The 24191-nt window shown below is 63.5% G+C and carries 24 protein-coding genes and 1 tRNA gene; 10 read left to right on the plus strand and 15 right to left on the minus strand.

All coding sequences use genetic code 11. The features are described 5' to 3' along the window. Window positions 1-18 precede the first annotated feature (18 nt). Window positions 19-429, minus strand: a complete 411-nt coding sequence (locus KQI11_RS04990) for a YlbF/YmcA family competence regulator (protein WP_185915098.1) — start codon at window positions 427-429, stop codon at window positions 19-21. Window positions 430-529: 100 nt separating this feature from the next. Continuing rightward, window positions 530-1948: a tRNA (N6-isopentenyl adenosine(37)-C2)-methylthiotransferase MiaB gene (gene miaB / locus KQI11_RS04995; RefSeq protein ID WP_286172549.1), complete on the minus strand. Its 1419-nt coding sequence runs from the start codon at window positions 1946-1948 to the stop codon at window positions 530-532. A gap of 153 nt (window positions 1949-2101) precedes the next feature. On the opposite strand from miaB, the gene KQI11_RS05000 reads away from it, so the two are divergent. Then, entirely contained in the window at window positions 2102-3238 is a 1137-nt protein-coding gene (locus KQI11_RS05000; protein ID WP_185915096.1) for an AI-2E family transporter, read from the plus strand. 71 nt (window positions 3239-3309) lie between these two features. On the opposite strand, the gene KQI11_RS05005 is transcribed toward KQI11_RS05000, so the two are convergent. The 3 genes from KQI11_RS05005 to KQI11_RS05015 are packed head-to-tail and all read right to left on the minus strand — an operon-like array spanning window position 3310 to window position 5511. Further along, window positions 3310-4449 (minus strand): DUF4097 family beta strand repeat-containing protein, encoded by a 1140-nt coding sequence (locus tag KQI11_RS05005; protein ID WP_216401288.1) that lies wholly within the window; start codon window positions 4447-4449, stop codon window positions 3310-3312. Further along, complete coding sequence (locus KQI11_RS05010) at window positions 4436-5200, minus strand: DUF1700 domain-containing protein (protein WP_216401289.1); 765 nt, start codon at window positions 5198-5200, stop codon at window positions 4436-4438. Before KQI11_RS05010 ends, KQI11_RS05005 begins: the two co-directional genes overlap by 14 nt. Further along, window positions 5197-5511 carry a PadR family transcriptional regulator gene (locus KQI11_RS05015; protein WP_185915319.1) on the minus strand — a complete coding sequence of 105 codons (315 nt, stop codon included), beginning with the start codon at window positions 5509-5511 and terminating at the stop codon, window positions 5197-5199. The genes KQI11_RS05010 and KQI11_RS05015 overlap by 4 nt, the downstream gene beginning before the upstream one ends. A 161-nt stretch (window positions 5512-5672) precedes the next feature. Between KQI11_RS05015 and KQI11_RS05020 the strand changes: the two genes are divergently transcribed. Further along, the gene (locus KQI11_RS05020) at window positions 5673-6179 is read left to right on the plus strand and encodes a GNAT family N-acetyltransferase (protein ID WP_256135736.1); all 507 of its coding nucleotides are present in this window, start codon (window positions 5673-5675) and stop codon (window positions 6177-6179) included. Between the two features lie 180 nt (window positions 6180-6359). Next, a complete protein-coding gene (locus tag KQI11_RS05025) occupies window positions 6360-7391 on the plus strand; it encodes a hypothetical protein (RefSeq protein WP_216401291.1) in 1032 nt (343 codons plus the stop codon). 255 nt (window positions 7392-7646) lie between these two features. Here the strand turns inward: KQI11_RS05025 and KQI11_RS05030 are convergent. Beyond that, a tRNA-Ser gene (locus tag KQI11_RS05030) sits at window positions 7647-7738 on the minus strand. A gap of 133 nt (window positions 7739-7871) precedes the next feature. On the opposite strand from KQI11_RS05030, the gene KQI11_RS05035 reads away from it, so the two are divergent. Further along, complete coding sequence (locus KQI11_RS05035) at window positions 7872-8294, plus strand: hypothetical protein (protein WP_185915091.1); 423 nt, start codon at window positions 7872-7874, stop codon at window positions 8292-8294. 7 nt (window positions 8295-8301) lie between these two features. On the opposite strand, the gene KQI11_RS05040 is transcribed toward KQI11_RS05035, so the two are convergent. From KQI11_RS05040 to KQI11_RS05055, 4 genes are all read right to left on the minus strand, one after another. Next, on the minus strand, window positions 8302-8979 hold the full coding sequence (locus tag KQI11_RS05040; RefSeq protein WP_216401292.1) for a lipase family protein: 678 nt from the start codon (window positions 8977-8979) through the stop codon (window positions 8302-8304). A 53-nt stretch (window positions 8980-9032) separates the two neighbouring features. After that, on the minus strand, window positions 9033-10340 hold the full coding sequence (locus KQI11_RS05045) for a DNA recombination protein RmuC (protein WP_185915318.1): 1308 nt from the start codon (window positions 10338-10340) through the stop codon (window positions 9033-9035). Between the two features lie 134 nt (window positions 10341-10474). Beyond that, entirely contained in the window at window positions 10475-10933 is a 459-nt protein-coding gene (locus KQI11_RS05050) for a HEPN domain-containing protein (protein WP_216401293.1), read from the minus strand. Beyond that, window positions 10923-11237 carry a hypothetical protein gene (locus tag KQI11_RS05055; protein ID WP_216401294.1) on the minus strand — a complete coding sequence of 105 codons (315 nt, stop codon included), beginning with the start codon at window positions 11235-11237 and terminating at the stop codon, window positions 10923-10925. Before KQI11_RS05055 ends, KQI11_RS05050 begins: the two co-directional genes overlap by 11 nt. 165 nt (window positions 11238-11402) lie before the next feature. Between KQI11_RS05055 and KQI11_RS05060 the strand changes: the two genes are divergently transcribed. Both KQI11_RS05060 and KQI11_RS05065 read left to right on the plus strand, forming a co-directional pair. Then, window positions 11403-12008: a flavin reductase family protein gene (locus tag KQI11_RS05060; protein WP_216401295.1), complete on the plus strand. Its 606-nt coding sequence runs from the start codon at window positions 11403-11405 to the stop codon at window positions 12006-12008. Between the two features lie 200 nt (window positions 12009-12208). Then, complete coding sequence (locus tag KQI11_RS05065) at window positions 12209-13375, plus strand: iron-containing alcohol dehydrogenase (RefSeq protein ID WP_216401296.1); 1167 nt, start codon at window positions 12209-12211, stop codon at window positions 13373-13375. 287 nt (window positions 13376-13662) lie between these two features. Here the strand turns inward: KQI11_RS05065 and KQI11_RS05070 are convergent, their stop codons facing one another. From KQI11_RS05070 to udk, 5 genes are all read right to left on the minus strand, one after another. Beyond that, entirely contained in the window at window positions 13663-15054 is a 1392-nt protein-coding gene (locus KQI11_RS05070; RefSeq protein ID WP_353653917.1) for an MATE family efflux transporter, read from the minus strand. 264 nt (window positions 15055-15318) lie between these two features. Next, on the minus strand, window positions 15319-15972 hold the full coding sequence (locus KQI11_RS05075; protein WP_216401297.1) for an HAD family hydrolase: 654 nt from the start codon (window positions 15970-15972) through the stop codon (window positions 15319-15321). Between the two features lie 42 nt (window positions 15973-16014). Continuing rightward, complete coding sequence (locus tag KQI11_RS05080) at window positions 16015-16614, minus strand: hydrolase (RefSeq protein ID WP_286172551.1); 600 nt, start codon at window positions 16612-16614, stop codon at window positions 16015-16017. Between the two features lie 19 nt (window positions 16615-16633). Then, a complete protein-coding gene (locus KQI11_RS05085) occupies window positions 16634-17812 on the minus strand; it encodes a M20 metallopeptidase family protein (protein ID WP_216401298.1) in 1179 nt (392 codons plus the stop codon). 49 nt (window positions 17813-17861) lie between these two features. After that, window positions 17862-18494, minus strand: a complete 633-nt coding sequence (gene udk, locus KQI11_RS05090; protein ID WP_216401299.1) for a uridine kinase — start codon at window positions 18492-18494, stop codon at window positions 17862-17864. A gap of 182 nt (window positions 18495-18676) precedes the next feature. On the opposite strand from udk, the gene KQI11_RS05095 reads away from it, so the two are divergent. The 4 genes from KQI11_RS05095 (at window position 18677) to KQI11_RS05110 (ending at window position 23975) form a co-directional block, all read left to right on the plus strand. Next, window positions 18677-19384: a LytR/AlgR family response regulator transcription factor gene (locus tag KQI11_RS05095; RefSeq protein WP_216401300.1), complete on the plus strand. Its 708-nt coding sequence runs from the start codon at window positions 18677-18679 to the stop codon at window positions 19382-19384. After that, on the plus strand, window positions 19381-20112 hold the full coding sequence (locus tag KQI11_RS05100) for a sensor histidine kinase (protein WP_216401301.1): 732 nt from the start codon (window positions 19381-19383) through the stop codon (window positions 20110-20112). The genes KQI11_RS05095 and KQI11_RS05100 overlap by 4 nt, the downstream gene beginning before the upstream one ends. A 139-nt stretch (window positions 20113-20251) precedes the next feature. Beyond that, complete coding sequence (locus tag KQI11_RS05105) at window positions 20252-22081, plus strand: ABC transporter ATP-binding protein (RefSeq protein WP_216401302.1); 1830 nt, start codon at window positions 20252-20254, stop codon at window positions 22079-22081. After that, entirely contained in the window at window positions 22065-23975 is a 1911-nt protein-coding gene (locus KQI11_RS05110) for an ABC transporter ATP-binding protein (protein ID WP_216401303.1), read from the plus strand. Before KQI11_RS05105 ends, KQI11_RS05110 begins: the two co-directional genes overlap by 17 nt. Window positions 23976-24191: the final 216 nt, after the last annotated feature.

Here is a 24191-nt window from a genome sequence, read left to right on the forward strand (position 1 = left end):
CCGCCCGCCGCGCCCCACTTACTGCCCGCAGCCGGAGCAGGAGGAGCAGTTGCCGCCACAGCCGGCGGCGCTCACGTCGATCTCGTCGGGGTCCTCGCCGTTGATGGCCATCATCAAGATGGTGTTGATCTGGTTGGCCAGCTTGTCCACCTCGTCCTTGGCGGCGCTAAAGGCCAGCATGTGGGGGTTTTTCATGATTTCTGCGTAGAGGGTGCGCATCTCGGCGTTGAGCTGGTCGATGCGGGCTTTGTCCTTCTCGCTCTTGCTCATCTCGGCGTTGAGGTTCATCCGCACCAGGTTGAACTTGCCGATGGCAGCCCCCAGCTCCTTGTCCTCGTCGTTTTGCTGCTGGGCCAACTGCAGGGCCAGGTAGCGCTCGTCCTTCTGGATCTCCTTGGCCAGTTCTCTGGCCTGTGCGATAATATCCATTCTCAAATCCTCCACACTCTCCCCCGCGCCCTTTGGCGGGCTTTGGGGGGACAAATTTATTGATTTCTCTTTTTGGGGGGCAAGGGCAAGGGGCAAGAATTTAAACCAGCTCGCCCGCCACCGCCCAGTTTTGCGCCTCGGTGATCTTGACCCGGACAAACTGCCCGCCAAGGCCCTCGTCCCCGGCAAAGGCGACCACGGTCCCGTGCTCGTCCCGCCCGGTCATCTGCCCGGGCTGTTTGCCGGGGCCGTCCACCAGCACCCGCAGGGTCTGGCCCACCAGACCGGCAAAGCGGGCGCTGCCGATGGCGCGCTGCACCTCCTGCAGCTGGGCAAACCAGCGGCTCTTCTCGGCCGCGGGGACGGGGTCTTCCATCCCCGCGGCGCGGGTGCCCGGCCGGGGGGAGAAGATGAAGATGAAGAGGCTGGCGTAGCCCACCTCCCGCACCAGGTCCACCGTCTGCAAAAACTCCTCTTCGCTCTCGCCGGGGAAGCCGACAATGATGTCGCTGGTAAAGGTGACGCCGGGGATGACCGCCTTGGCATAGGCGATCTTTTCCAGATAGCCGGCCCGGTCGTAGTGGCGGTTCATCTCCCGCAGCACCCGGTCGCTGCCCGACTGCACCGGCAGGTGGATATGGCTGCAGAGCTTCTCCTCCCTGGCGATGAGGTCCAGGAGCTTGTGGGTGATGTCCTTGGGGTGGGAGGTCATGAACCGCACCCAGAAGTCGCCGGGGATGCGGCAGATGCGCTCGAGCAGGTCGGCAAAGTCGCAGGGCTCGTCCAGCCCCTTGCCGTAGCTGTTGACATTTTGCCCCAGCAGGGTGATCTCTTTGTACCCGGCCTCCACCAGGCCGCGCACCTCGGCCACCACGTCCTCGGGGCGGCGGCTGACCTCGCGGCCGCGCACCAGGGGCACCACGCAGTAGGAGCAGAAGTTGTCGCAGCCGTACATGATGGGGACCCAGGCCTTGACAGAGCCGTCCCGGCGCACCGGCATCCCCTCGACGATCACGTTCTCCCCCTCCTCGGCATCAAAGACCCGGGCGGGGCTGCCCTGCCGCCCCCGCAGCACCTCGCAGAGGTTTTGGGGGAAATTTTGCAGGGCGTGGGTGCCAAAGACCAGATCCACAAAGGGATAGCTGCGGCGGATGCGCTCCTGTACCGGCTTTTGCTGCATCATGCAGCCGCACAGGCCGATGACCATGCCGGGGTTTTTGGCCTTGTAGCCCTTGAGGGCCCCCACGTTGCCGTAGAGCTTTTGCTCGGCGTGCTCCCGCACGGCGCAGGTGTTGTAGATGACCAGGTCGGCCTCCTCCCGGCGCTCGGTGAAGTCGTAGCCGATCTCGGCGAGCATCCCCTTGATCTTCTCCCCGTCGCTGACGTTTTGCTGGCAGCCGTAGGAGTGGATGTGGGCCAGGGGCCGCCGGGCCCCGTAGAGGGCGAGGCACTGCTGCCTGGCGGCCTCGATCCCCGCGCTGGAAAAGCGGGGGGAAGGCGGGTTTGTTTGGCTCTTCAAAGGTGTTCCTCCTAATTTGTCCATTCGCGTTTTATCATACCATTTTTGTCCCTTTGCTTCAAGTTCCGGTTGTGAAGATTGTGAAAATTCGCAGAAAACCTTCCATCTTTTTTCCGGGTATACTATAATCGGTATTTATAAGGATGTGATTTTTTGAAACCGACACAAGACTTCAACTTCAAGCGGTGGGTCTGGCCCATCACCTACGGCATTCTGCTCTTCTTTTTGCTGCAAAACATCGGCCGCCTCTTTAACCTGGCGGACGGGATGATGGGGCTCCTCTCCCCCATTGTCATCGGCTTTTTCATCGCCTTTATCCTCAACATCCCCATGCGGGCCATCGAGCGGGGGCTAGTCGACCGCTTCCTCATCCGCAAGGAGCTGCCCTCCCTGCGCCGCACCGTCTCCATCCTGCTGACGCTGCTGGTGGTGATCCTCCTCTTCACCGTCATCATCCGCTACGTGGGCCCCCAGCTCACCGACAGCGTGATGCTGCTGGGCCGGCAGATGCCAGGCTACATGAACGAGGTGCAGAAGTGGGTGACCGACATCTCGCAAAACGTCGAGCTGCCCGCCGAGGTGGCCACCAAACTCACCACCTATTTTAACGACGCCCTGCAGTGGCTGCTCAACTTCCTCACCGACTTTGTGCCCAAACTCATCGGCGGGGTGGTGGGGTTTGCCTCCAGCCTCATCAACGTGTTCATGGGCTTCGTCTTCGCCCTCTACATGCTCTTTAACAAGGAGAAGATGGTGCGCGGGGTGAAAAAGCTCGCCGCCGCCCTCCTCCCCGAGAACATCTTCCGCAAGGTGCACGACGTGGCCGCCCTCACCAACAACACCTTCAACGGCTACTTCACCGGCCAGCTCACCGAGGCCTTTGTCCTCGGCGGCCTCTGCTTTTTGGGGATGAGCATCTTCCGCTTCCCCTATGCCCCCCTCATCAGCGTCATCGTGGGGGTCACTGCCCTCATCCCCATCCTGGGCGCCTATCTGGGGGCCATCCCCAGCGCCTTCCTCATCCTCATCGAGAGCCCCATCAAGGCCCTGTGGTTCGTCATCTTCATCGTCTGCCTGCAGCAGTTGGAGGGCAGTCTCATCTACCCCCGCATCGTGGGCTCCTCCATCGGCCTCACCGGCTTTTGGGTGATGGCGGCCCTCATCGTCGGCGGCGGCATCGCCGGCATCCCCGGGGTCATCATCGGCGTCCCCGCCTGCTCGGTCCTCTACACCCTCACCTCCAAAAAGACAAACGAGGTCCTCAAGAAAAAACAGCTGGACATCCGCTGACCCCCACCGGTAAAAAGCGGCGCCACCCATAATGGGTGGCGCCGCTTTTCTCAAAGTCAGTGGAAATCTGTTTAAGACTGGGTGAAGGAGATGTCGATGTTGCCGTTGGTGGTGGCGCAGTAAAACTGCTTCTGTGCGCCCGTCCCGCCGCTCTCGCCCAGGTTGGACTTGCCGTTGGTGGTGGTGCAGCGGTAGTTGTAATCTCCCTGGCTGCCCACAAAGCTGCCCTTGATGGAGGCATTGGTGGTCTTGAAGTTGGCGGTGATGGCCTCTAGCCGCTCAAACTCGACCCGGCCGTTTTTGGAGGTGGCGGCAAAGGTCTTGACGCAGGAGATGCGCTCGAGCCGCACAGCGGCGTTGGTGGTCTCCACCGTGGCCACCCCCGCCTGGGAATCCTCCAGGGTGAGGGCGCCGTTGGTGGTCTTGAGCCAGAGGGTGTTTCCCACGTCCAGGGCCCGCCCTTTGATGGTGCCGTTTTTGGTCTCTGCCTCCAGTTCGCCGCTGGCGGAGACACTGTCCAGGTCGATGGAGGAGTTGGTGGTCTTCATCTCCAGCCGGTTTGCCTTGACCTGGGTGAGGTGCAGCGAGCCGTTGGTGGTCGAGAGGGTGGTCGTCCCCGCCACCGACAGGTCCTCCAACTCGATGCGGGCGTTGGTGGTGCTGGCCTTCAACTGGGGCAGGGTGCAGCTCTCCACCTCGATGGCGGCATTGGAGGTGTCCAGCGACAGGCCCTCCAACCGCTCCATCCCGTTACAGCTGATCTTGCCGTTGGTGGTGCGCACCGAGAGCAGTTTCTGGTAGTCCTGCGGCACCCGCAGGACACAGCGGGTGCGGGCCTCGTTCAGGCCGCTGAACATCCCCGACCAGACCCGACGCAGCCAGTTGTAGTGCCGCTCGGTGTTGACGCTGCGCACCCGCAGCACCCCGTTCTCGTTGGATATTTCAAACTTGCAGTACTTGGTCTCGGTGTACTCGAGGGCGATCTCCGTCCCCTCGGCAGGGAGGATCTCCACCCGCCGGTTGCCCAGCTCCAGGCGGATCTCCTCCACCCCCTCGGCCGGGGCACTGTAACTCTTCTCCTCGATTTCGCCGCTGGTGGCATCCAACTGCCAGACGTCGAAGCCGACCATGGCAAAGGCGCCGCCCGCCAGCAGGGCCCCGGCGACACAGAGCGCCGCGGCGGCGATCAGCCAACCCCTAATGTGCTTCATTGACAGCAGCCCCCTTTCTCTTTTTCCCAATGCTGCCCAGCCAGCCAAAGAGGGCGCTGCAGCCCTTCATCATGACCTTTGCCAGCCCCCATCCCCCCAGGAAGGAGAGGATGGCAAACCCCGCAAACAGCAGGCAGATCCCGATTTGAAAGGCCCCGATCACGGTGTTTTGCGCCAGCAGCGCAAAGGAGGGCACTAAGTAGATGAATCCCGACGCCAAAAAGGCAAAGGACATGACAAACAGGGAGAGCACCAGCATCCACCCGACGAGGAGCAGGGCCAGGGCGACCATGCCGACCGCCAGCGCCAAACTCGCCCAGATGGGGCTGGTCACCGCCAGCAGCACGATTTTCAGCACCTGGCTGTCCTCTCTCTGGCGGGGCGGTGGGGGCGCGTAGGGCTGCCCGTAAGGCGGTGCGCCGTAGTTTCCCACCAGGGGGGCGCCGTAGGGCGGACGGGGGGCGGTGAAAGGCGCTTGTCCCCCCATCTGCGGCCGCGGGTCGCCGGTCGGAGGCGTCTGCGGCGGGGGCGCGGCGGGCTCCTTCTTGGCGCCGCCCTCGCTCTCGGCAATCAGCTTGTCGGCGATCTCCTCCACCGGGCCAAACTGGGCGATGACCTCCTCCTCGTCCAGCCCCGCCTCCAGCTTGTCGGCGATCATCTCGTTGTAGTAGTCCATGGCCATGTCCCGCTCACCCTCTGACAGCGGCGCGATCTTCTGGCGCAGGGCGTTCATAAATTCGTCCCGTCTCACAGTGCATCCTCCCCCAAAATATAGCAGTAGATCCTCTTCAGCTGCGGCCAGTCCCCGGCGAACTCGCCCAGGCGGCGGATCCCCTCTTCGGTGATCTTGTAGTATTTGCGCAGGCGGCCGTTGTGCGCCTGCGAATAGGTGGTGAGACAACCGCTCCCCTCCAGGCGCTTGAGGATCGGATAGAGAGTCGACTCCGATATCTCTACATATTCCGAGAGATCGCCTATGATTTTGTACCCGTATGAGTCTTCCTTTTTCAGGGCGGTGAGGACGCATGCCTCCAGCAATCCCTTTTTCATCTGTACGTCGATGGCTCATCCCTCCTTACACACAATACTATATTGTACATAGTATCATTTGTCAACCCTATTTCTCCTCTTTTTTGAAGGTTGCAAAAAAAGGGTGGATGGGGCATAATGGAGAGCGTTTGAAAAGAAGGGAAATCGAACCGTATCGAGAAAGGAGAACTTCTGTGAAAAACCGCTTTGTCACCCCAGGGGGCGAGTTTGTCATCCGCCCCACAGGGGAAGAGGACTGCCCGCTCATCCTCTCCTTTATCAAGGAGCTGGCCGAGTACGAGAAGATGGGCGACTTGGTGGAAGCCACCGCCGAGACCCTGCGCCACTCCCTCTTTGAGCGGGGGGCCGCCCGCTGCGTCATCGGCGAGCTGGAGGGGGAGCCGGTGGGGTTTGCCCTCTACTTCTACAACTTCTCCACCTTTGTCGGCAAACCCGGCCTCTATCTGGAGGACCTGTTCGTCCGCCCAGCCCACCGCGGGCTGGGGCTGGGCAAGCTCCTGCTGCAATACCTGGCCAACCTGGCGCGGGAGGAGGACTGCGGCCGGATGGAGTGGTTCTGCCTGGACTGGAACGCCCCTTCCATCGCCTTTTACAAAAAGATGGGCGCCCGCCCGCTGGACGACTGGACGGTCTTTCGCCTGGACGCCCAGGCCCTGGAAGACCTCGCCTTCCCCCAGTAGCCGCCCCCTCCAAAAGCCGGCAACACCCCCTCTTTGGAGGGGGTGTTTTTGCGCGCCCCCGGCAATCCGTCTCCGCGGTGGGATTGTCAGGAGGGCACTTTTTTTGTATACTGTCTTTAAAAGGCATTCTGATGAACCTGTTTTTTTAGAAATTTGAGCAGGAAAGGGGGCGAAACCACCTTGCAAAGACAGCGCGTTCCCACCCTGCGCCTGGTCGCCTGCCTGGCGGCCGCCTCCCTTTTGTTGGGCGGCTGCGCCGCCTTCTCCCAAGACGACGTCCCCCTCTCCTCTCCTGTCAGCGCAGCCGATCTGGGGATCGACATGGACTGCAGGGACCAGGGCCGTCTCACCGCCGGAGACGAAAACTACATCTATGCCGCAGGCAGGCGGGGCATCTACCAAATCGGCAGGGGAACAGCCAGCGGCGAATTGATCCTCCCCCTGTCCTCCCGGGCGCAGTCCCTCATCCGCTACCAGAAATACCTCTACTACCTGCAAGACAGCGCCCTCTTTGCCCTGGATCTGCAGACCCGCGCCGTCCACCCCCTGGGGATCGAGGCGGGGGACGTCTCCCTCCTCAAAGACGCCCTCTATGTCACCACCCCCGACGGCGGCGATCGGCTGCTCTACCGGCTGCAAAATCCCCTCGCCCCGACCCTGGAGGAGCAGGTGCCCGCCGACGAGGGGGCCAGCTACCCCCACTTTTACAGCGGCGTTCTCAGCGGTTCCGCCGGTGTCGCCTACCGGGAGTGGGTGGATGAGAAAGACCTCCTCTCCCTGAACGTCGCCCTCCTCTCGACCGAGAAGGGCGAGCTGGCATCCCCCCTCTCCCTGCCCAGCGAGCGCAACGGCTCCCACCTGGTCACCCCAGAGGGCGTCTACTACGCGGACAACGGCATCTACCGGGCCCCCTTTGGCGGAAGCCGGATGCACCTCACCGTCAGCCGCGCGACCTTTCCCATCTTCATCACCTACGACAGCCAGTGGATCTATTTTATGGACGGCGCCAATTCGGAGAAAAGGGTCTACCGCCTGCGCTGGGAGACGGTGGAGGAGATCCCCCGATTGCAGGGGATCGACTCCTTTGAGGTCATCTGCGACTGGATCTATTTCTACGACGAGACCTCCGATGTCCTCTGTCGCTTTTACATGGGGCAGCCCGAGAGCTCTTTGCAGATGGAGATGGAATTTTTGGTAAAGAAACCCTCATAGACGGACAAAAGGCGGCTGGAAAAACAGCCGCCTTTTTGTAATATGTGTTCGCAGCGGCAAGCGGCTTTCCATCTCCCCAAAGCCCCTCCCCCGCGGGGGTCGAACCCGCCTAAAGTCGGGAAAAAGGGAAGGTGCCCCTGCCGCCGCCCCCGTCTGTACAGGTGTGGCAAAGCGCCGGCCCCCCCTCTCTTTGCCGGGGGGGATTTTCTGTTCTCGCAAAACAAAAAAAGAAGCAACCAAATCGGTTGCTTCTCGTGGCGGAAAGAGAGGGATTCGAACCCTCGAGACGGTATCACCGCCTACACGATTTCCAGTCGTGCGCCTTCGACCAGCTCAGCCATCTTTCCGCATATCGCAGGGCGCTCATTTATTATACCCATGGGTTTCCAAAAAATCAACCCCCTTTTTTTCATTTTCGCAAATAATTTGTCTCTTTGTGCCCACACTATCTGCAAAACCAAAATAGGGGGAAAACGAATCATGGACCAGAACACGGAAATGCTCGACTTCATCTACAAAAACACCGAAATGGGGCTCTCCACCCTCGACCGGCTGGTGGGGATCGCCGAGGACGACCACTTCAAGGTCGCCCTCCTCACCCAAAAGGAGGAGTACCACAAAATCTTCGCCGAGGCCAAACAGCTGGCCGGAGTGGAGCTGGAAAAGACCGGCGCCATGGCCAAATTCTCGGCCTATATGATGCTGGAGCTCAAGACCCTGGCCGACAACTCCCCCTCCCACATCGCCGAGATGCTCATTCAGGGCAGCACCATGGGGGTGGTGGACATGACCAAGCGGCTCAAGGAGTACACCTGCGCCAGCGACGAGGTGCGCGCCCTGGCCCAAAAACTGCTGGAGACCGAGCAGCAAAACATCGAGACCATGAAGGGGTTTTTGCGCTAGCAGGCCGTCACAGCCCCTGGGAGCGGAGCAGCCCCCGGTAGTAGTTTTGCGGCCGGTGGGCCTCAAAGGAGATGGCGCCCGGCAGCCGCGGGGGGCCGACGGCGACCCGGATGCCCACATGGCGAAACCCCATCCAGGCAAAGGGCACCTTGGTGACGATGTCGTTGCCGTTTTCCACCCGAAAGGTCTTGAACACCCGCCGGTTGAAGGACTGGGCAAAGGCCCGGTTGCCCACCCGCGGGCAGCCGAAGAGCACCACCTCAAAGTCCTTCTCGGGAAAGTTGTACTGTAGATCCACCGCGCACAAAACCGCCAGAGCCGCCCCGTAGGAGTGGCCGGTGACCCGCACCTTCTCCGCCTCTTTGGGGAGAAAATAGCGGATGGCGTCGCGCACTTCGGGGTTTTTGTACATGTCGATAAAGCCTCCGTGCACCCGAATTTTGGAAGCGGCGTTGTCGTAGGGGATCTTCTTTTTGCAAAAGCGGAAATCGGTGGCCCAGTCCCTGGCCGAATCGGTTCCCCGAAAGGCGATGTAGACGGTTTTACCCACGCACTCCATATAGAGCTGGATGCCCGTCTTCCCGCTGTCGATAAAGCGCACTTCCCGCCCCTTTTTTACCGGCAGGTTGTCGCCGTAGGCCGCGGCCGACAGCTCCAGCATCGCGGCAAAGCCCTTGTATTCCATCTTCAAAACACCCCCGGAGCCAGTCTATGCTCCGGGGGTGTCTCTCTGCGCCCCTACGCCTCGGGCAGGCCCAGCACCTCGCCCGCCTCTTCCTCGGGCAGCTGGCTCACCTCTTTTAGGCGGCGCTGGATCTGGCGGGTGCGCACCCCCACCAGCCGGTCCAGCTCGCTGCCCGCCTGTTCCAGCCGCTGTTGGGCGGCCGAGAGGGCCCCTTCGAACTTGCCGAACTCGGTCTTGACCGCCCCCAGCACCTGCCACACCTCGCCCGAGCGCTTTTGGATGGCCAGGGTGCGAAAGCCCATCTGCAGGCTGTTGAGCATGGCCGCCATGGTGGTGGGCCCGGCCAGGCTGATCTTGTACTCGTTTTGCAGCGTCTCCACCAGCCCCCGGCGGACCACCTCGGCGTAGAGCCCCTCCACCGGCAGGAAGAGGATGCCGAAATCGGTGGTGTGGGGCGGGGCGATGTACTTGTCGCGGATGTCCTTGGCAAACTGCTTGACCCGCCGCTCCAATGCGGTGCCCAACTGCTCGATCTCGGCGGGGTCGCCCCGGTCGTAGGCGTCCATCAGCTGGGCGTAGGCGTCGGCCGGGAATTTGGCGTCAACGGGCAGCCAGACCGGCTCCTCCCCGTCCCCCGGCAGCTTGACGGCAAACTCCACCACGTTCTTGCTCCCCGGTTTGGTGCAGACGTTCTGGCCGTACTGCTCGGGGGCGAGGATCTGCTCCAGGATGGCCCCCAGCTGGATCTCGCCCAGGATGCCCCGGGTCTTGACGTTGGAGAGGACCTTTTTCAGATCCCCCACCCCCACGGCCAGGGTCTGCATCTCCCCCAGGCCTTTGTAGACCTGCTCCAACCGCTCGCTGACCACCTTGAAGGACTGGCCCAGCCGCTCGTCCAGGGTCTTTTGCAGCTTTTCGTCCACCGTCAGGCGGATCCGGTCCAGCTGGCGGGCGTTGTCCTCCTGCATGGCGCTGACCCGGTTTTGCAGGGTGGCGCGCATCTGCTCCATCTGCTCGGCGCTCTGGCGGGTGAACTCGGCCATCCGGGCGTCGGTGCCCCGCACCGAGCGGTCCACCGACTGCTGCAAGCTCTCCTGCCGCAGGGTCAGCTGGGTGTTCAGGTCCCCCAGCCGCTCGTTGAGGACGGCGGTGAACTGCCGCTGGGACTGGGCCAGCACCTCCCCCAGCCCGGTGACCGAGGCCTGCACCGTCTGCAGGGTGTCCGCCCGGGCGGCCTGGGCCTCCTGCCGCAGGGCCTCCTTCAGCTCCTCCCCGCCGGCATCCCCCCTGCGCCGCAGCAGCAAAATCAGCACCGCCGCCTGCAGGGCCAACACCGCGGCCAACACCAGCAAAATCGCCATCTCCAAAACCGATCCCTCCACCCTTTTCAAAAAAGAACTGTTGTTTAGTATAGCACATCTCCCCGCCGGTTGCACCCCCAAACGGGCGCAAAAAGGGCGCGGGGCCCGCTCTCTGCCCCGCGCCTTTCAGACGGCTACTCCCCGGCTGCCTCCGGCTCGGCGGAGGGCGGCTCGCTGGCGTCCAGCTCCTCCTCCACCTGCTCGCAGATAAAGGTGAACATCTCCCGCGCCATGTCGGCAAACCGCCGCACCTGGCCCCGCCCCATCTCGTAGGGGACGTCGGTGGGGTACCGGGTCTCGATGTAGCAGTGGTTGAGGGCCGCGCTCTCGTCCAGCCACTGTGTGAATTCTTCGTCGTGCTTGACGGCCTGTTTGCAGAGCCAGGAGAGGTTGTGCCCGTCCACCAGGTTCCCGGTCTTGACCAGGATATAGGCCTTTAGGGCCTTTTCGATGGCCTGCTGGCAGTGGAAGGCACAGCTGAAATAGCAGCGGTCCTCCCGCCGCAGCAGCTCCACCGTCTCCATGTCCTCCTCGGCCCTGTCCATCCAGTCGTAGTAGCGGCGGCTGTCCCCGGTGTTGTGTCTACGCCTCATAGAGCACCTTCCCCAGCCGCCGCACCTTGGCGGCAAAAGAGCCCCGTTCCCCGGCCAGCTGCGCCCACTCCCCGGGGGTGTAGAGGACCACGTCAAAGGGCACCGGGCTGTCGATGGCCAAGTAGAGCTCCTTCTCCAGCCGCCGCTTGTCCGCGGTGTCGGCCACCACCACCAGCTTGAAGCTGGCGGTCTTGCCCGACAGCGTCAGCTTGCGGTTGAAGAGAATCACCTTCTCCGGCCGCGCCAGCCGCCGCACCTCTGCACAGACCTGCAAGATCTGTTCGCCCAAACCCTGTTCTTCCATCGGCACTCCCTCCTCTTTTTCAAACAGCGGGGCCGCCGCCCCATCTGCCCTTAGTTTACCCCTTTCCCCCGCCCCTTGCAACCGAATGCCCGCCCCGGGCTGGGAATTTTGCCCCAATTGTGCTATCCTGGTGGGGCAAGAGAAGAGAGACAGGAGGTATTTTTTATGGCAAAACAGTGTTGGAAACCGGGGGCGCTGCTGGCGCCGGTGCCGGCGGTGCTGGTCAGCTGCGGCGAGGGGGAGCGCTCCAACCTCCTCACCGTCGCCTGGACCGGCACCGTCTGCACCAAGCCGGCCATGACCTACATCTCGGTGCGGCCGGAGCGCCACTCCTACCCCCTGATCCGCGAGAGGGGCGAGTTCGCCATCAACCTGGTGAGCCGCCCCCTGCTGCGCGCCTGCGACTGGTGCGGCGTCCGCTCCGGCAGGGACGGGGACAAATTTGCCGCCGCCGGGCTCACCCGCGCCCCGGCCAGCAAGATCGCCGCCCCCCTGGTGGCCGAGAGCCCGGTGAACCTGGAGTGCCGGGTCACCCAGGTGCTGGAGCTGGGCAGCCACCACATGTTTCTGGCCGAAATCGTGGCGGTGGACGTGGAGGAGTCCCTTCTGGACGGGAGCGGGAAACTCTGTTTGGACCGGGCCGAACTCATCCACTACACCCACGGCGAGTACTTTGCCCAGGGGGAGAAGCTGGGCAGCTTTGGCTACACGGTGCGGGGCCCCGGCCGCAAGAAGACCCAGCGGTTCGTCCCCCCTTCGGCGGAAAAATAGGGGGAGCTGTCAAACCGGCCCAAAATGCCTTGCAAAACCCTGCAACTGCCCTCAAATCATAAAGGGGGATGGACATTTTCCCGGGAAATTGATGCAAAGCGTTCATTTACGAACCACGCCCCCCGCCGTATAATGGGAGGGAAAGAACAGCGACAAAACGCCTCTCTCCCGAGAGCGAGAAAGAACAGGTGACGCAAATCATGCAGAACTTTACATTTCACAACCCCACCCGCATCCTCTTCGGCAAGGGCCGGGAGGACGAGGTCGGCGCCGTCGCCAGAGAGTACGGCAGCCGCGCCCTGGTCCACTTCGGCGGCGACTACCTGCGCAAAAACGGGCTTCTCGAGCGCATCGAGGCCTCTCTGAGCGCCGCCGGCATCGAGTTTGTCGAGTACGACGGGGTGGTCCCCAACCCCCGCCTCTCCACCGTGAAAGAGGGCATCCGCCTCTGCCGGGAGAACCAGCTGGACTTTGTGCTGGCCATCGGCGGGGGCAGCGCCATCGACTCCTCCAAGGCCATTGCCGCCGGCGCCTGCATGGACGGCGACGTGTGGGACTGCTTCACCGGCAAGGCCCAGGTACAAAAGGCCCTGCCCATCGGGGTGGTGCTGACCATCCCCGCCTCCGGCTCGGAATCCAGCAAGGCCTGCATCATCACCAAGGATGAGGGCAGCCAGAAGCGGATGTGCTCCTCCCCCCACATCCTCCCCAAATTCGCCATCCTCGACCCCGAGACCACCTACACCCTCCCCGCCTACCAGACGGCGGCGGGCTGCTGCGACATCATGTCCCACCTGATGGAGCGCTACTTCACCCAGACCGAGCACGTGGACTTCACCGACCGGCTGCTGGAGGGGGCCCTGCGCACCATGCTGGTGACCGCCCCCCGCGTCCTGGCCGAGCCGGACAACTACGACTACCGGGCCGAGGTGATGTTCGTGGGCAACGTGGCCCACAACGACCTGCTGGGGATGGGCCGGGAGGAGGACTGGGCCTGCCACGACATCGAGCACGAGCTCTCGGCCCTCTACGACGTGACCCACGGCGCGGGGCTCACCGTCATCACCCCCGCCTGGATGAAGTACGTCTACAAGCAAAACCTCCCCCGCTTCGTGCAGTTCGCCGTGCGGGTGATGGACGTGGATCTGGCCTTTGACCAGCCCGAGGCGATCGCCCTGGAGGGCATTCGCCGGCTGGAGGCCTTCTTCCGCTCCCTGGGGATGCCCACCTCCTTTGCCGACTTGAAGATCCCCGCCGACCGCATCCCCGAGATGGCCCGGCGCGCCCTGGACGGCCGCCCCTATGCCGGCCACTTTGCCCGCCTGAACGAGGAGGACATCGCCGCCATCTACCGCCTGGCCCTGTAAGGGTCCGCCCCATCTAAAGAAGAGAGAGCCCCCCGCCCAAAGGATGGGCGGGGGGCTCTTTTGGGGAGAAACAGGGTGGCAACGCGCGGGCAACCCTCATTGCCGCTGCTGCGCCCGCTGGAAAAAAGCGGGTAAAGACTATTTGTCCCTCCCCCCACCAAGGCAGAGGGGCGGCTTCCCACCTGTGCAAAGGCGGCCCTCCCCTGCCTGCCGGGCCCCCCCTTCTCCCGCCAAAAAAGCGGCCCTCGCCGAGAGGGCCGCTTTTCTCACTTTATAGGGAGAGCCGGTCAGATTTTAAAGTGCATCCACTTGCCGCTGTGAAAGCGCATGTAGGTCAGCAGGAACCGGGCCAGCTGATCCACCGCCAGCCCCAGCCAGGCGCCGAAGAGGCCCATGTTCAGGGGGTAGCAGAAGAGGTAGCCCAGCCCCGGGCGGATGAAGGTGACGCTGATGAGGGAGACCACGGCGGTGAACTTGGTGTCCCCCGCCCCCCGCAGGCAGCCGGAAAAGACCACCTGGGCCACCTGCATAAAGGTGATGACAGCCATGATGACCATGATCATCTCGCCGTAGCGGAGGATCTCCTCCTCCCGCGAAAAGAGCATGAAGATGGGGGTGCCCAGGGCGATACAGACCACCGAGATGGCGGCCGAAAAGAGGACCCCCATCCGCTGGCAGACCCCGCCGTAGATCTTGGCCATGTCCCGCCGGTTTTCGCCCAGGCTGCGCCCCACCAGGGCGATGGCCGCCACCGAGAGCCCGTCGCCAAAGGAGAAGGAGATGTTCATGATGTTCATCCCGATTTGGTGGGCGGCAAAGGCGGTGGTGCCCAATTTGGCCACCAGCACCGCGTAGACCAGAAAGCCGATGCGCAGAAACACCTGTTCGGCCAGGGTGCTGGAGCCGATGTTGACGATGGCCGAGAGGTTGTGCCGATCGAACTTGAGGCTGAAGAAGTCCTGAATGCTGAGGAACTGACCGGGGTGCATCACCGAGACAAAGCTCATGACACAGGCGCAGATGGTGCCGGCCACCGTGGCGATGGCCGCCCCCTGTACCCCCAGCTTGGGGAAGCCCAGGTTCCCCCCGATGAGGAGGTAGTTGAGGACGATGTTCACCCCGTTGGAGACCAGGTTGGTGCGCATGGCGATCTTGGTGTTGCCACAGCCCCGCTGGGCGGCGTTGATGACCATGGAGAGGACGTTGAAGATCATCCCCCCCTGGATGATGCGCAGGTAGCCCACCGCCGCGTCGTGGGTGTCGGGGGCCGAGCCGCACAGGCGGATGATGGGGTCGGCCCAAATCACCGTCACCACCGAGATGACGACCGTCAGCACCACCGAGATGATCAGGGCCTGCACCAGCACCCGGTTGGCGCTGTCCCGGTCCCCCTCGCCCCGGCGGCGGGCCACAATGGCCGAGATGGCCACGTTCAGCGACATAAAGACCGCCAGGGCGATGAATTTCGGCTGGGTGGTGAGCCCCACCGCCGCAATGGCGTAAGAGCCCAGCGAGCTGACCATCACCGTGTCCACCATCCCCACCAGACTGATGAGGAAGGACTCCAAAATGGAGGGCCAGGCAATGTTCAGCGTCGTCTTTAAGACGGTCCGTTCGTCGGGGACCTCCCCCTCCTGCTCCACGCCCCGCATCAACTTCTCACATCGAAATAGCTGCACGTTCACACCCACTTTACAATATTTCGCTTTTATTCACATTTTCATTATACACCCATTCCCGCAGGGGTAAAGGGGGAAGCGGGAATGCTGCCGATTTTTGACGTTTTTCTGCTCAGAGCTGCACAACCCCGCTCCATTTTGCAACATCGTGCCAAAAAAGGGGCCGAAGCACCGCCTCTTTGGCGGCCCCTCGGCCCTTTTTTCCACCGCCCTCTCCCCTTTTGGAAAAAGAGGGCGCAGCAAATGTCTCTTCCTTTGGCCCGCCTACTCGGCGGCGGGGATCAGTTCCCGATAGTCGTGCAGGGCCCAGTCGGCCAGGGCGCGCAGGCGGTCCCACTGGGGCGCGTTTTTGTCGTCGGCGATGGCCGCCGTCTGAAACCCGGCCCCCTTCGCCGTCTCGACGGCCAGCGGGCTGTCCTCAAAGACCGCGCAGTCCCCCGCCGGGGTCTGCAGCCGGGCCGCCGCCTCCAAAAAGACGGCGGGGTCACTCTTGGGCTTGTCGTCCAGCTCCACCGCGCTGACCACCGCCGCAAAGTAGGGCAGCAGCCCGTGGGCGCCCAGCACCTCGCCCGCCACCCGCGGGTCGGCCAGGGTGGCCACCGCGCAGGGGACCCCCTCCCCCTTTAAATACTGGAGAAAGGGCAGGACCCCCGGCTTGAGGGGGACGGCGCAGTAGCGGTCCCTGACCATCTGGTACTGCTCAAAGACCATCTGCCCCGGGGTCTTGTCGAGGCCGTAGAGGGCGATGAGCCAGGCCATGGCCTGTTCGTAGGTCTTCCCCTGGATGCGCTGGTAGTAGTGTTCGGGCAGGGGGTGGCCCAGCTGCTCGATATAGCGGTCGGTCACCCCGTCCCAGATGTGGGTGGACTGGGTGAGGGTGCCGTCCATGTCAAAGATGGCGGCGCGAAAGGGCAGCATCGTCTCTCCTCCTGTCAAGGGCCGGGCGGGTTTCCCGGGAAATCAGCGGTTGGGCACGTCGGAGGTGCCCTTTTCCCGCAGGTAGGTGGACTCCAGATCGGCCAGGTGGAGCTTCACCGCCAGCGGGTACATCCGAAAGGCGTTGCTCATGGCAAAGCTGCCGCCCCGCACCGAGTCGTCAAAGCCCCCCATGTGCCAGCGGATGGCCATGGCCTCGCTGGTCTTGAGGCGCATGAACCGCTCGATGAGAAAGACCGACTTTTCGCCGTGGCCGTAGGGGAAGGAATCCTCCACCTGGTAGAAGGGGACCTTCTCCCACTGGCCGGTCTCCTCATTTTTGACGTTGCGGCTGCCCACCTTATAAAACTGGGCCTTGCAGAGGTCGTGGAGGAGCCCGCAGATGGCAAAGCTCTCCAGGTTGTCCTCCCCCTCCTGAAAGTGCTGCTCCACCATGGTGTGAAAGACGCTGATGGAGTGGCGCGCCAGCCCGCCCTCACAGGCGCAGTGGTAGCGGGTGCTGGCCGGGGCGGTGAAGAAGTCGGTGTTCTCCAGCCAGGCCAGCAGCTTTTCGCTGCCGGGGCGGGAGACGTGCTGGGTGAAGAGCGAGATAAACTCGGCCTTGTAGTCCACTTCCTGTTCCATGGGCGACCTCTCCTCCCCGCTACTTGTTGTGTTTGAGCCACTGGATGCAGCAGTTGGCGTAGACCGCCGCCACCGCCGGCAGGGAGCGCTCGTCAAAGAGGGCCTTGGGGTTGTGCAGCCCGAAGAGATGGCCCTCTTCCCGGGTGCCCATGCCGCAGTGGAACATGGCCCCCGGGCGCTGTTCGGTGAAGTAGGCGAAGTCGTCCGAGCCCATGATACGGGGCCCCTCGGTGATGCAGTCCTCCCCCACCACCTCTTTCATGTACCCCTGCATCTCCCTTGTAAAGGCGGGGTCATTTACAGTGGGGGGCGTCTCGGACTCGTAGCTGATCTCGGCAGTGGCGCGGAAGGTGGCGGCGGTGCTGTGGATGATCTCCTCCATCCGCTTCTTGGCAAATTTCCGCACCTCGGGGTCAAAGGCGCGCAGGGTCCCCTGCAGCACGCAGTCGGAGGGGACGATGTTGGGCGCCTGCCCCGCCTGGATGCTGCCGAAGGTCAACACCACCGGCTGCAGGGCCGAGACCTCGCGGGCGATAATGGACTGCAGGGCGATGACGACGTGGGCCGCCACATTCACCGGGTCCACCCCTGTCTCGGGCATCGAGCCGTGGCTGCCCTCGCCGTGGATGGTGACCTTGAAGATGTCGCTGGAGGCGAGGATCGGCCCCTCCAGCAGCCGGACGGCCCCGGCCTTCATGGGGATGGAGGTGTGGGTGCCGAAGACCGCGTCCACGTGGGGGTTTTCCAGCACCCCCTTCTCGATCATCTCCACCGCGCCCTTGATGGGCTCCTCGGCGGGCTGGAAGCAGAGTTTGACCCGGCCCTCCAGCTCGTCCTCGTGCTCTTTGAGCAGCTGGGCGGCCCCCAGCAGGGTGGCGGTGTGGATGTCGTGCCCACAGGAGTGCATGGCCCCGTTTTGGGACTTGAAGGGCTCGTCGGTCTCCTCGGCCATGGGCAGGGCGTCCATGTCGGCGCGCACCAGCAGCACCTTGCCGTCGGTCTTTTTGCCGGCCATGGCCACAAAGCCGCTGGGGCAGATGTCCTCCACCTCATACCCCATCTCGGTGAGGCGCTTTTTCACGTAGGCGGCAGTGAGGGGCAGTTCAAAGCCCAGCTCGGGGTTTTGGTGCAGATAGCGGCGGTCAGCCACCATCTGGTCCTGGAGTTCCCAGGCGCGTTCCAACAGGGGATGGCGCATTGCAAAACACACTCCTTTTTACGGCAAACGGGTGTACGGTCGGTCTGGTTTACCCCTTCTGGGCGATGATGGCCCGCATCCTGTCGATGAGCATGTGCAGGGCCACCTGGTTGTGCCCCCCTTCGGGGACGATGATGTCGGCGTATTTCTTGTTGGGCTCGACAAACTGGTCGTGCATCGGCTTGACGGTGGTCAGGTACTGGTTGACCACCGAGTCCAGGTCGCGGCCCCGCTCCTTGACGTCGCGCACCAGCCGGCGGAGGATGCGCACGTCGGCGTCGGTGTCGACAAAGACCTTCATGTCCATCATGTCCCGCAGGGTCTTGTCCTCAAAGATCATGATCCCCTCGAGGATGATGACCTTGGCCGGGTTGACCTGCACCTGTTCGCCGGTGCGGGTGTGCTCCACAAAGGAGTAGACCGGCCGCATCACCGATTTACCCTCCCTGAGCTGTTTTAAGTGCGTGACGAGCAACTCGGTCTCAAAGGCGTTGGGGTGATCAAAATTGAGCTTGGCGCGCTCCTCATAGGTCATGTCGTCGTGGGCCTTGTAGTAGTCGTCGTGGCACATGATGATCACATCTTCATCGCAAAAGGCCGCTTTCAGCTTGTAGGCCAGGGTGCTTTTGCCCGAACCGGTGCCCCCCGCAATGCCGATGATGGTGGTCTTGTCCTGTTGCATGCTCTTCCTCCTGCTGCTTTTTCTCGTGTCGCCCCGTGGGGCTATTGGTACCATTATAGCGAATTTGTGCGGCGTTTTCCATCCCCCTGTCAAAACTCGGTCGAGAGAGGTCCCCTTTCCCCCCACCGCCCCCCTGTGGTATACTTGATGATAACCTGTATTTGCGAAGGGAGGGCGGCGCCGTGCGCATTGCCATCTGTGAGGACGAGGAGGCCCAGGCCCAGTACCTGGCGGCCCTGGCGCGGCGCTGGGCCGCCGACCAGGGCCAGGCGCTGCAGGTGGACTGCTACCCCACCGCCGAGAGCTTTTGGTTTGCCCGGCAGGGGGATGCGGGCGCCGATCTCCTCCTGCTGGACATCCAGCTGCCGGGGGAGAGCGGGCTCGATCTGGCCCGGCGGCTGCGGGGCGAGGGGGAGACCCTGCCCATCGCCTTTGTCACCGGGCTCGACGAGCACCTGGGGGAGGGCTACGAGTTGGAGGCCCTGCACTACCTGGTCAAGCCGGTGTCGGAAGAGCGGTTTTTCGCCCTGTTGGACCGGGCGGCCCGGCGGCTGCCGGAGCCGACTTTGGTGATCCGGGTCGAGGGGGAGGAGCGCCGCCTGCTGCAGCGGGAGATCCTCTGCGCCCAGGCCGGCGACCGCCAGACCCTGCTGCACACCCTGCGGGGGGATTTCGCCCTCCCCCTCTCGCTGGAAAAGGTGGAGAAGGCCCTGTCCCCCGACCTCTTTTTTCGCTGCCACCGCTCCTGTCTGGTGTCGCTGCGCGCCATCGCCCGCCTGGGGCGGGAGGAGCTGGTTTTGGACGACGGCACCCGCCTGCCCGTCAGCCGGCGGATGGGGCCCCAACTGGGGCGGGCCTTTGCCCGCTGCAACGGAGGGATGCTGCTGTGAACCCCTTTCTTGTCGCCGCGCTTGCCGCCCTCTGCGCCCTGCTGCTGACAGCCGGCGGCTGGCTGCTCTACCGCCTGGCGGCCCGCCGTTCGGAGCGGCGGCTGGCCGGCTACCAAAACGACCTCCTGGAGACCCACTGCGCCGAGGTGCAGAACATCTACACCCAGATGCGGGGCTGGCGGCACGACTACCACAACCATCTCCAGACCCTCAAGGGGCTGCTCTCCCTGGGCCGCTGCGGGGAGGCCGAGAGCTACCTGCGCCAACTGGAAAGCGACCTGCAGTCGGTGGACACCATCTTGAAAACCGGCAACCTGATGCTCGACGCCATCCTCAACTCCAAACTCTCGCTGGCCGAGAAGGGGGAGGTGGCCATCCGGGCCAAGGCGTCGGTCCCCCCCTCCCTCACCGTGGCGGACGTGGACCTCTGCGTCATCATCGGCAACCTGCTGGACAACGCCCTGGAGAGCTGCCGCCAGCTCCCCGACAAGGGGGAGCGGTTCCTGCGCATCTATGTCGGGCGGGTGAAGGAGCAGCTCTACATCTCGGTGCAAAACGCGGTGGCCGGGCGGGCTGACCGGCGAGGCGGCGGCTACCGCAGCGCCAAGGGCGAGGGACACGGCTTCGGCCTGCGGCGGGTGGACGCCCTGGTGGCCCAGTACGGCGGCATCGTCAACCGGCAGGACGAGCCGGGGGTCTTTGCCACCGAGATCTTCCTCCCCCTCTGAACTGAAAAACCGTCTGCGCGCGAAAACGAGCCGTTCGCGCGCTTTTTTGTTCCCCCCTGTGCCGCCCGTGGTATCCTTTTCTTGCAAAGGCCCTCTTTGGGCCCTCCCACACTTTTTACCTGTAAAGGAGGGGCGCCCCATGAAATCGCCCAAACCCGCCTATCCCCTGCCGCAAAACCTCCGCTACGCCCTCGCCAGACTGCGGGAATGCGACCGCAACATTCTCGCCTGCGCCCTGGCGGACAGCCTCTTTTTGGTGGCCGTTCCCTTCCTCACCATCGCCCTGCCCAAGGTGGTGGTGGACCAGGTGTCCCGGGGGACGGCGGTCTCCTCGCTGGTGCTCGCCTGTCTGCCGGTGGCGCTGGCCCTGGCGCTGTGCACCCTGGGGGAGCGGATCTTCTCCTGCAAGCTCACCTGGCGCAGCAACAACTACCGGGTGCACTTTCACACCCTGGCGGCGAGAAAGGCCCTGCAGACCGACTACCCCAACATGGAGAGCCCCGCCGGACAGAGCGCCTGGCAGAAGGCCTTCAACGCCACCAACAGCGGCAACGGCCCCATCCAACGGCTTCCCCAAACCATCGCCCTCTTCCTCTCCAGCGCCGTGGGGGCGCTGCTCTACGGCTGTTTCACCGCCGCTCTCCACCCCCTGCTCCTGTTGGCGCTGCTGCTGACATCGGGGGGAAGCATCCTGCTGGCGCGGGGGGCCCAGAATTATCGGCAGCGCCACAAGGACGACTGGGTGGAGCTGGACAAAAAGCTGCAGTACCTGGACAACCGCTCCACCGACTTCACCGCCGGCAAGGACGTGCGGCTGTACGGGATGGAAATCTGGCTGGGCGACCTCTGCCGGGATCTGGCCGCCCTGCGGATGGCCTGGCACCTGCGCACCCACAAGCGCGATTTTGGGGCCGCCTGCGGCAGCGCCCTGCTCCTGCTGGGCAAGGACGCCTTCGCCTACGGCTACCTCATCGACCTGGTGCTGCGCGGCGCGCTCGGCGGCGGCGACTTTCTCTTTTTTGTCGGGGTCTTCGGCGGCTTTTCCACCTGGATGAGCGGACTGGTCGACGGCTTCTCCCGGCTGCGGCTGGCCTCCTTGGACCTCTGCGACGTGCGGGCCTTTCTGGAGATGCCGGAGCACTCCCCCAAGGAGAGCCAGGCCCCCCTCCCCTCCGCCTTCCCTTGTCCCATCGCCTTTGAGGGGGTCTCCTTCTCCTACCCCGGCGGCGGGGAAAAGGCCCTGGAGACCGTCGACCTCACCGTGCGCGCCGGGGAGAAGATCGCCATCGTCGGGGCCAACGGCGCGGGCAAGACCACCTTTGCCAAGCTGCTCTGCGGCCTCTATCCTCCCGACGCCGGACAGGTGCGCATCGGCGGGACCGACGCCGCCCGGTGGTCGCTGGAAGAGCGCTTTTCCCTCTTCACCGCGGTCTTTCAGGACGTGCGGGTCCTCCCCCTGACCATCGCCGAAAATGTGGCGGCCTGCAAGCTGGAAGAGCTGGACCCCAGGCGGGTGCGCCGCTGCCTGGAACAGGCCGGCCTCTGGGAGGAGGTGGCCGCCCTCCCCCAGGGGGTGGAGACCAAGCTGGTCAAGTCGGTCAACGACGGCGGGGTGGAGCTCTCGGGCGGCCAACTGCAAAAATTGCTGCTGGCCAAGGCCCTCTACAAAGACGCCCCCATCCTGGTGCTGGACGAACCCACCGCCGCCCTCGACCCCATCGCCGAGAGCGAGGTCTACCTGCAGTACGGGGAGCTGACCCGCGGCAAGACCTCTTTCTTCATCTCCCACCGGCTCTCCTCCACCCGCTTTTGCGACCGCATCCTCTTCTTTGAGGGCGGGCGGATCGCCGAGAGCGGCACCCACGAGGAGCTGATGGCCCTGGACGGCTCCTACGCCCGGATGTACCGGGTGCAGAGCCGCTACTACCAAAACCGAGAAGGAGGGTTTTCCGATGAAGACTGCCGATAGCGAGACCCGCACCACCCTGCGCCAAGACCTGGCGGTCAACTGGCGGGGGGTCAAGCACATCGTCAAGCTCGACCGCTGGCTCTGGCTCTGGGTGGCGGCCTCCGCCGCCGTCACTGCGGCGGCCCCCTTTGTGCCGGTCTACTTTTCCGCCCGGCTGCTGGGAGAACTGCTGGGAAACCAAAATCGAGAGCGGCTGCTCCTCTTCGGCTGTCTGCTGGTGTCGCTCACCTTTCTCGTCAACGTCCTCAAAGACGCGCTCTGGGAGGCCGCCGATCTGCATTTTCAGGCCCTGAACTTTGCCCAGCGCCGGGAAGTTGACCAGGCGGTCCTCACCGCCGACTACGAACAGTTGGAAAATCCGCAACTGCACCTGAAAAAGCAGCTCCTCGACGACAGCTACAGCTTCAACGGCGGCGGCCTCTTCCAACTGGCCTACCAGGTGGGGGTCGCCCTGCGCTGCCTCTTTTTGCTGCTCTACTCGGTCTTCTTTCTGCTGCCCATCTTTCAGACCCCGCCGGCAGAGGTGGCAGCCGCCCACCCCCTCATCGCCTCCCCCCTCCTCCCGGCGCTCTTTCTGCTGGCGCTCGTCGGGGTGAGCACCTTCACCGTCTTTACCGACCTGCGCTACAATCGGGGGCAGTACAGCCAGTTCTCCTCCTGCATGTGGAGCAACCGCTTCGGCAGCTACTACCTGCAGCAGTTGGTGGGGGACTACCAGGTGGGAAAGGACATCCGCCTGTTCGGAGAACAGCCCCTCATCCAGTCGGCCATCGACCAGATGGCCCAGACCCTCGGCCGGGCCATGACCAACCTCTCCTCTCTGCAGGGGTGGTGCTTTGGCTCCATCGACACCCTCACGGCGCTCCTCACCGGCGCGGTCTACCTGCTGACCGGCGTGCGGGCCCTGACGGGGCTGATGCCGGTGGACGCCCTGGTACAGACCGCCGCCGGCATCAGCCAGTTCTGCTTCGCGGTCTCCCTGGGCTTTGGCACCCTGGTCTATATGCAGCTCAACACCCAGTACCTGCGGCCCTACTTCGACTTCATCGACTTCCCCCAGAGCATGTACAAGGGGACCATCCCCGTTGAAAAGCGGGACGACGGGGAGTACGAGATCGCCTTCGAACACGTCTCCTTTCGCTACCCCGGCAGCGACCAGTGGGCGATCAAGGACCTCTCCCTCCAGCTCAAGGTGGGCAAGAAGCTGGCGGTGGTGGGGCGCAACGGCTCGGGCAAAACCACCTTCATCAAGCTGCTCTGCCGGCTCTACGACCCCACCGAGGGGCGGATCCTCCTAAACGGGATCGACATTCAGAAGTACGACTACCGGGAGTACCTCTCCCTCTTCTCGGTGGTCTTTCAGGACTTCAAGCTCTTCTCCTTCCCCTGCGCGCAGAACGTGGCGGCCTCTGTTCGCTGGGACGAAAAGGCGGTGCGCCGCTGCCTGGAAGAGGCGGGGATGGGGGACTGGCTCGACCGGGTCCCCCTGGGAACAGAGACCCCTCTCTACAAAAATTTCGACGACAGCGGGGTGGAGATCTCCGGGGGCGAGGCCCAGAAGATCGCCATCGCCAGGGCCCTCTACAAAGACGCCCCCTTCATCGTCCTGGACGAGCCCACCGCCGCCCTCGACCCCCTCTCGGAGGCGGACATCTACCGCCGCTTCGACGCCCTGACCAGCGAGAAGACGGCCGTCTACATCTCCCACCGGCTCTCCAGCTGCCGCTTCTGCCAGGACATCGCCGTCTTTGACCGGGGACAGTTGGTGGAGCGGGGCCCTCACCGGGAGCTGCTGGCAAAGGGCGGCCTGTACACCCGCCTCTGGGAGGCCCAGGCCCAGTACTACCGGGACGGTCCAGAGGGGGCCTCCCCTCCCGCAAAACCTGATTTTTAGCCCTTTTTTAGAGAGGCGCGAGAATGGCCAAAGTCAGATATTGACTTTTGGTCATTTTTCGTTTATACTGGCAACTGCGCAACTGACCATCAGTCATTTCTTTCCTCTCCCCTTTTCCCAAAAAAAGAGAGGCCGGTAGGGTAAAAAAGGGGAAATATGGTGATAATGTATTTGATTAGGTGACCAAAACGCGCTATAATAATGTTTATACCTTTT

This window comes from Acetanaerobacterium sp. MSJ-12 (assembly GCF_018917875.1).
In the GTDB taxonomy this organism is placed as follows: domain Bacteria; phylum Bacillota; class Clostridia; order Oscillospirales; family Ruminococcaceae; genus Bittarella; species Bittarella massiliensis.

What these genes read in the sequence shown, in the direction of transcription:
- KQI11_RS05035 (WP_185915091.1), top strand. Translation starts at nt 7,872, where the DNA reads ATGGACCAGAACACGGAAATGCTCGACTTCATCTACAAAAACACCGAA.
- KQI11_RS05050 (WP_216401293.1), bottom strand. Translation starts at nt 10,933, where the DNA reads ATGAGGCGTAGACACAACACCGGGGACAGCCGCCGCTACTACGACTGG.
- KQI11_RS05005 (WP_216401288.1), bottom strand. Translation starts at nt 4,449, where the DNA reads ATGAAGCACATTAGGGGTTGGCTGATCGCCGCCGCGGCGCTCTGTGTC.
- KQI11_RS05055 (WP_216401294.1), bottom strand. Translation starts at nt 11,237, where the DNA reads ATGGAAGAACAGGGTTTGGGCGAACAGATCTTGCAGGTCTGTGCAGAG.
- KQI11_RS05060 (WP_216401295.1), top strand. Translation starts at nt 11,403, where the DNA reads ATGGCAAAACAGTGTTGGAAACCGGGGGCGCTGCTGGCGCCGGTGCCG.
- KQI11_RS05085 (WP_216401298.1), bottom strand. Translation starts at nt 17,812, where the DNA reads ATGCGCCATCCCCTGTTGGAACGCGCCTGGGAACTCCAGGACCAGATG.
- KQI11_RS05040 (WP_216401292.1), bottom strand. Translation starts at nt 8,979, where the DNA reads ATGGAATACAAGGGCTTTGCCGCGATGCTGGAGCTGTCGGCCGCGGCC.
- KQI11_RS05045 (WP_185915318.1), bottom strand. Translation starts at nt 10,340, where the DNA reads ATGGCGATTTTGCTGGTGTTGGCCGCGGTGTTGGCCCTGCAGGCGGCG.
- KQI11_RS05065 (WP_216401296.1), top strand. Translation starts at nt 12,209, where the DNA reads ATGCAGAACTTTACATTTCACAACCCCACCCGCATCCTCTTCGGCAAG.
- udk (WP_216401299.1), bottom strand. Translation starts at nt 18,494, where the DNA reads ATGCAACAGGACAAGACCACCATCATCGGCATTGCGGGGGGCACCGGT.
- KQI11_RS05075 (WP_216401297.1), bottom strand. Translation starts at nt 15,972, where the DNA reads ATGCTGCCCTTTCGCGCCGCCATCTTTGACATGGACGGCACCCTCACC.
- KQI11_RS04990 (WP_185915098.1), bottom strand. Translation starts at nt 429, where the DNA reads ATGGATATTATCGCACAGGCCAGAGAACTGGCCAAGGAGATCCAGAAG.
- KQI11_RS05110 (WP_216401303.1), top strand. Translation starts at nt 22,065, where the DNA reads ATGAAGACTGCCGATAGCGAGACCCGCACCACCCTGCGCCAAGACCTG.
- KQI11_RS05080 (WP_286172551.1), bottom strand. Translation starts at nt 16,614, where the DNA reads ATGGAACAGGAAGTGGACTACAAGGCCGAGTTTATCTCGCTCTTCACC.
- KQI11_RS05105 (WP_216401302.1), top strand. Translation starts at nt 20,252, where the DNA reads ATGAAATCGCCCAAACCCGCCTATCCCCTGCCGCAAAACCTCCGCTAC.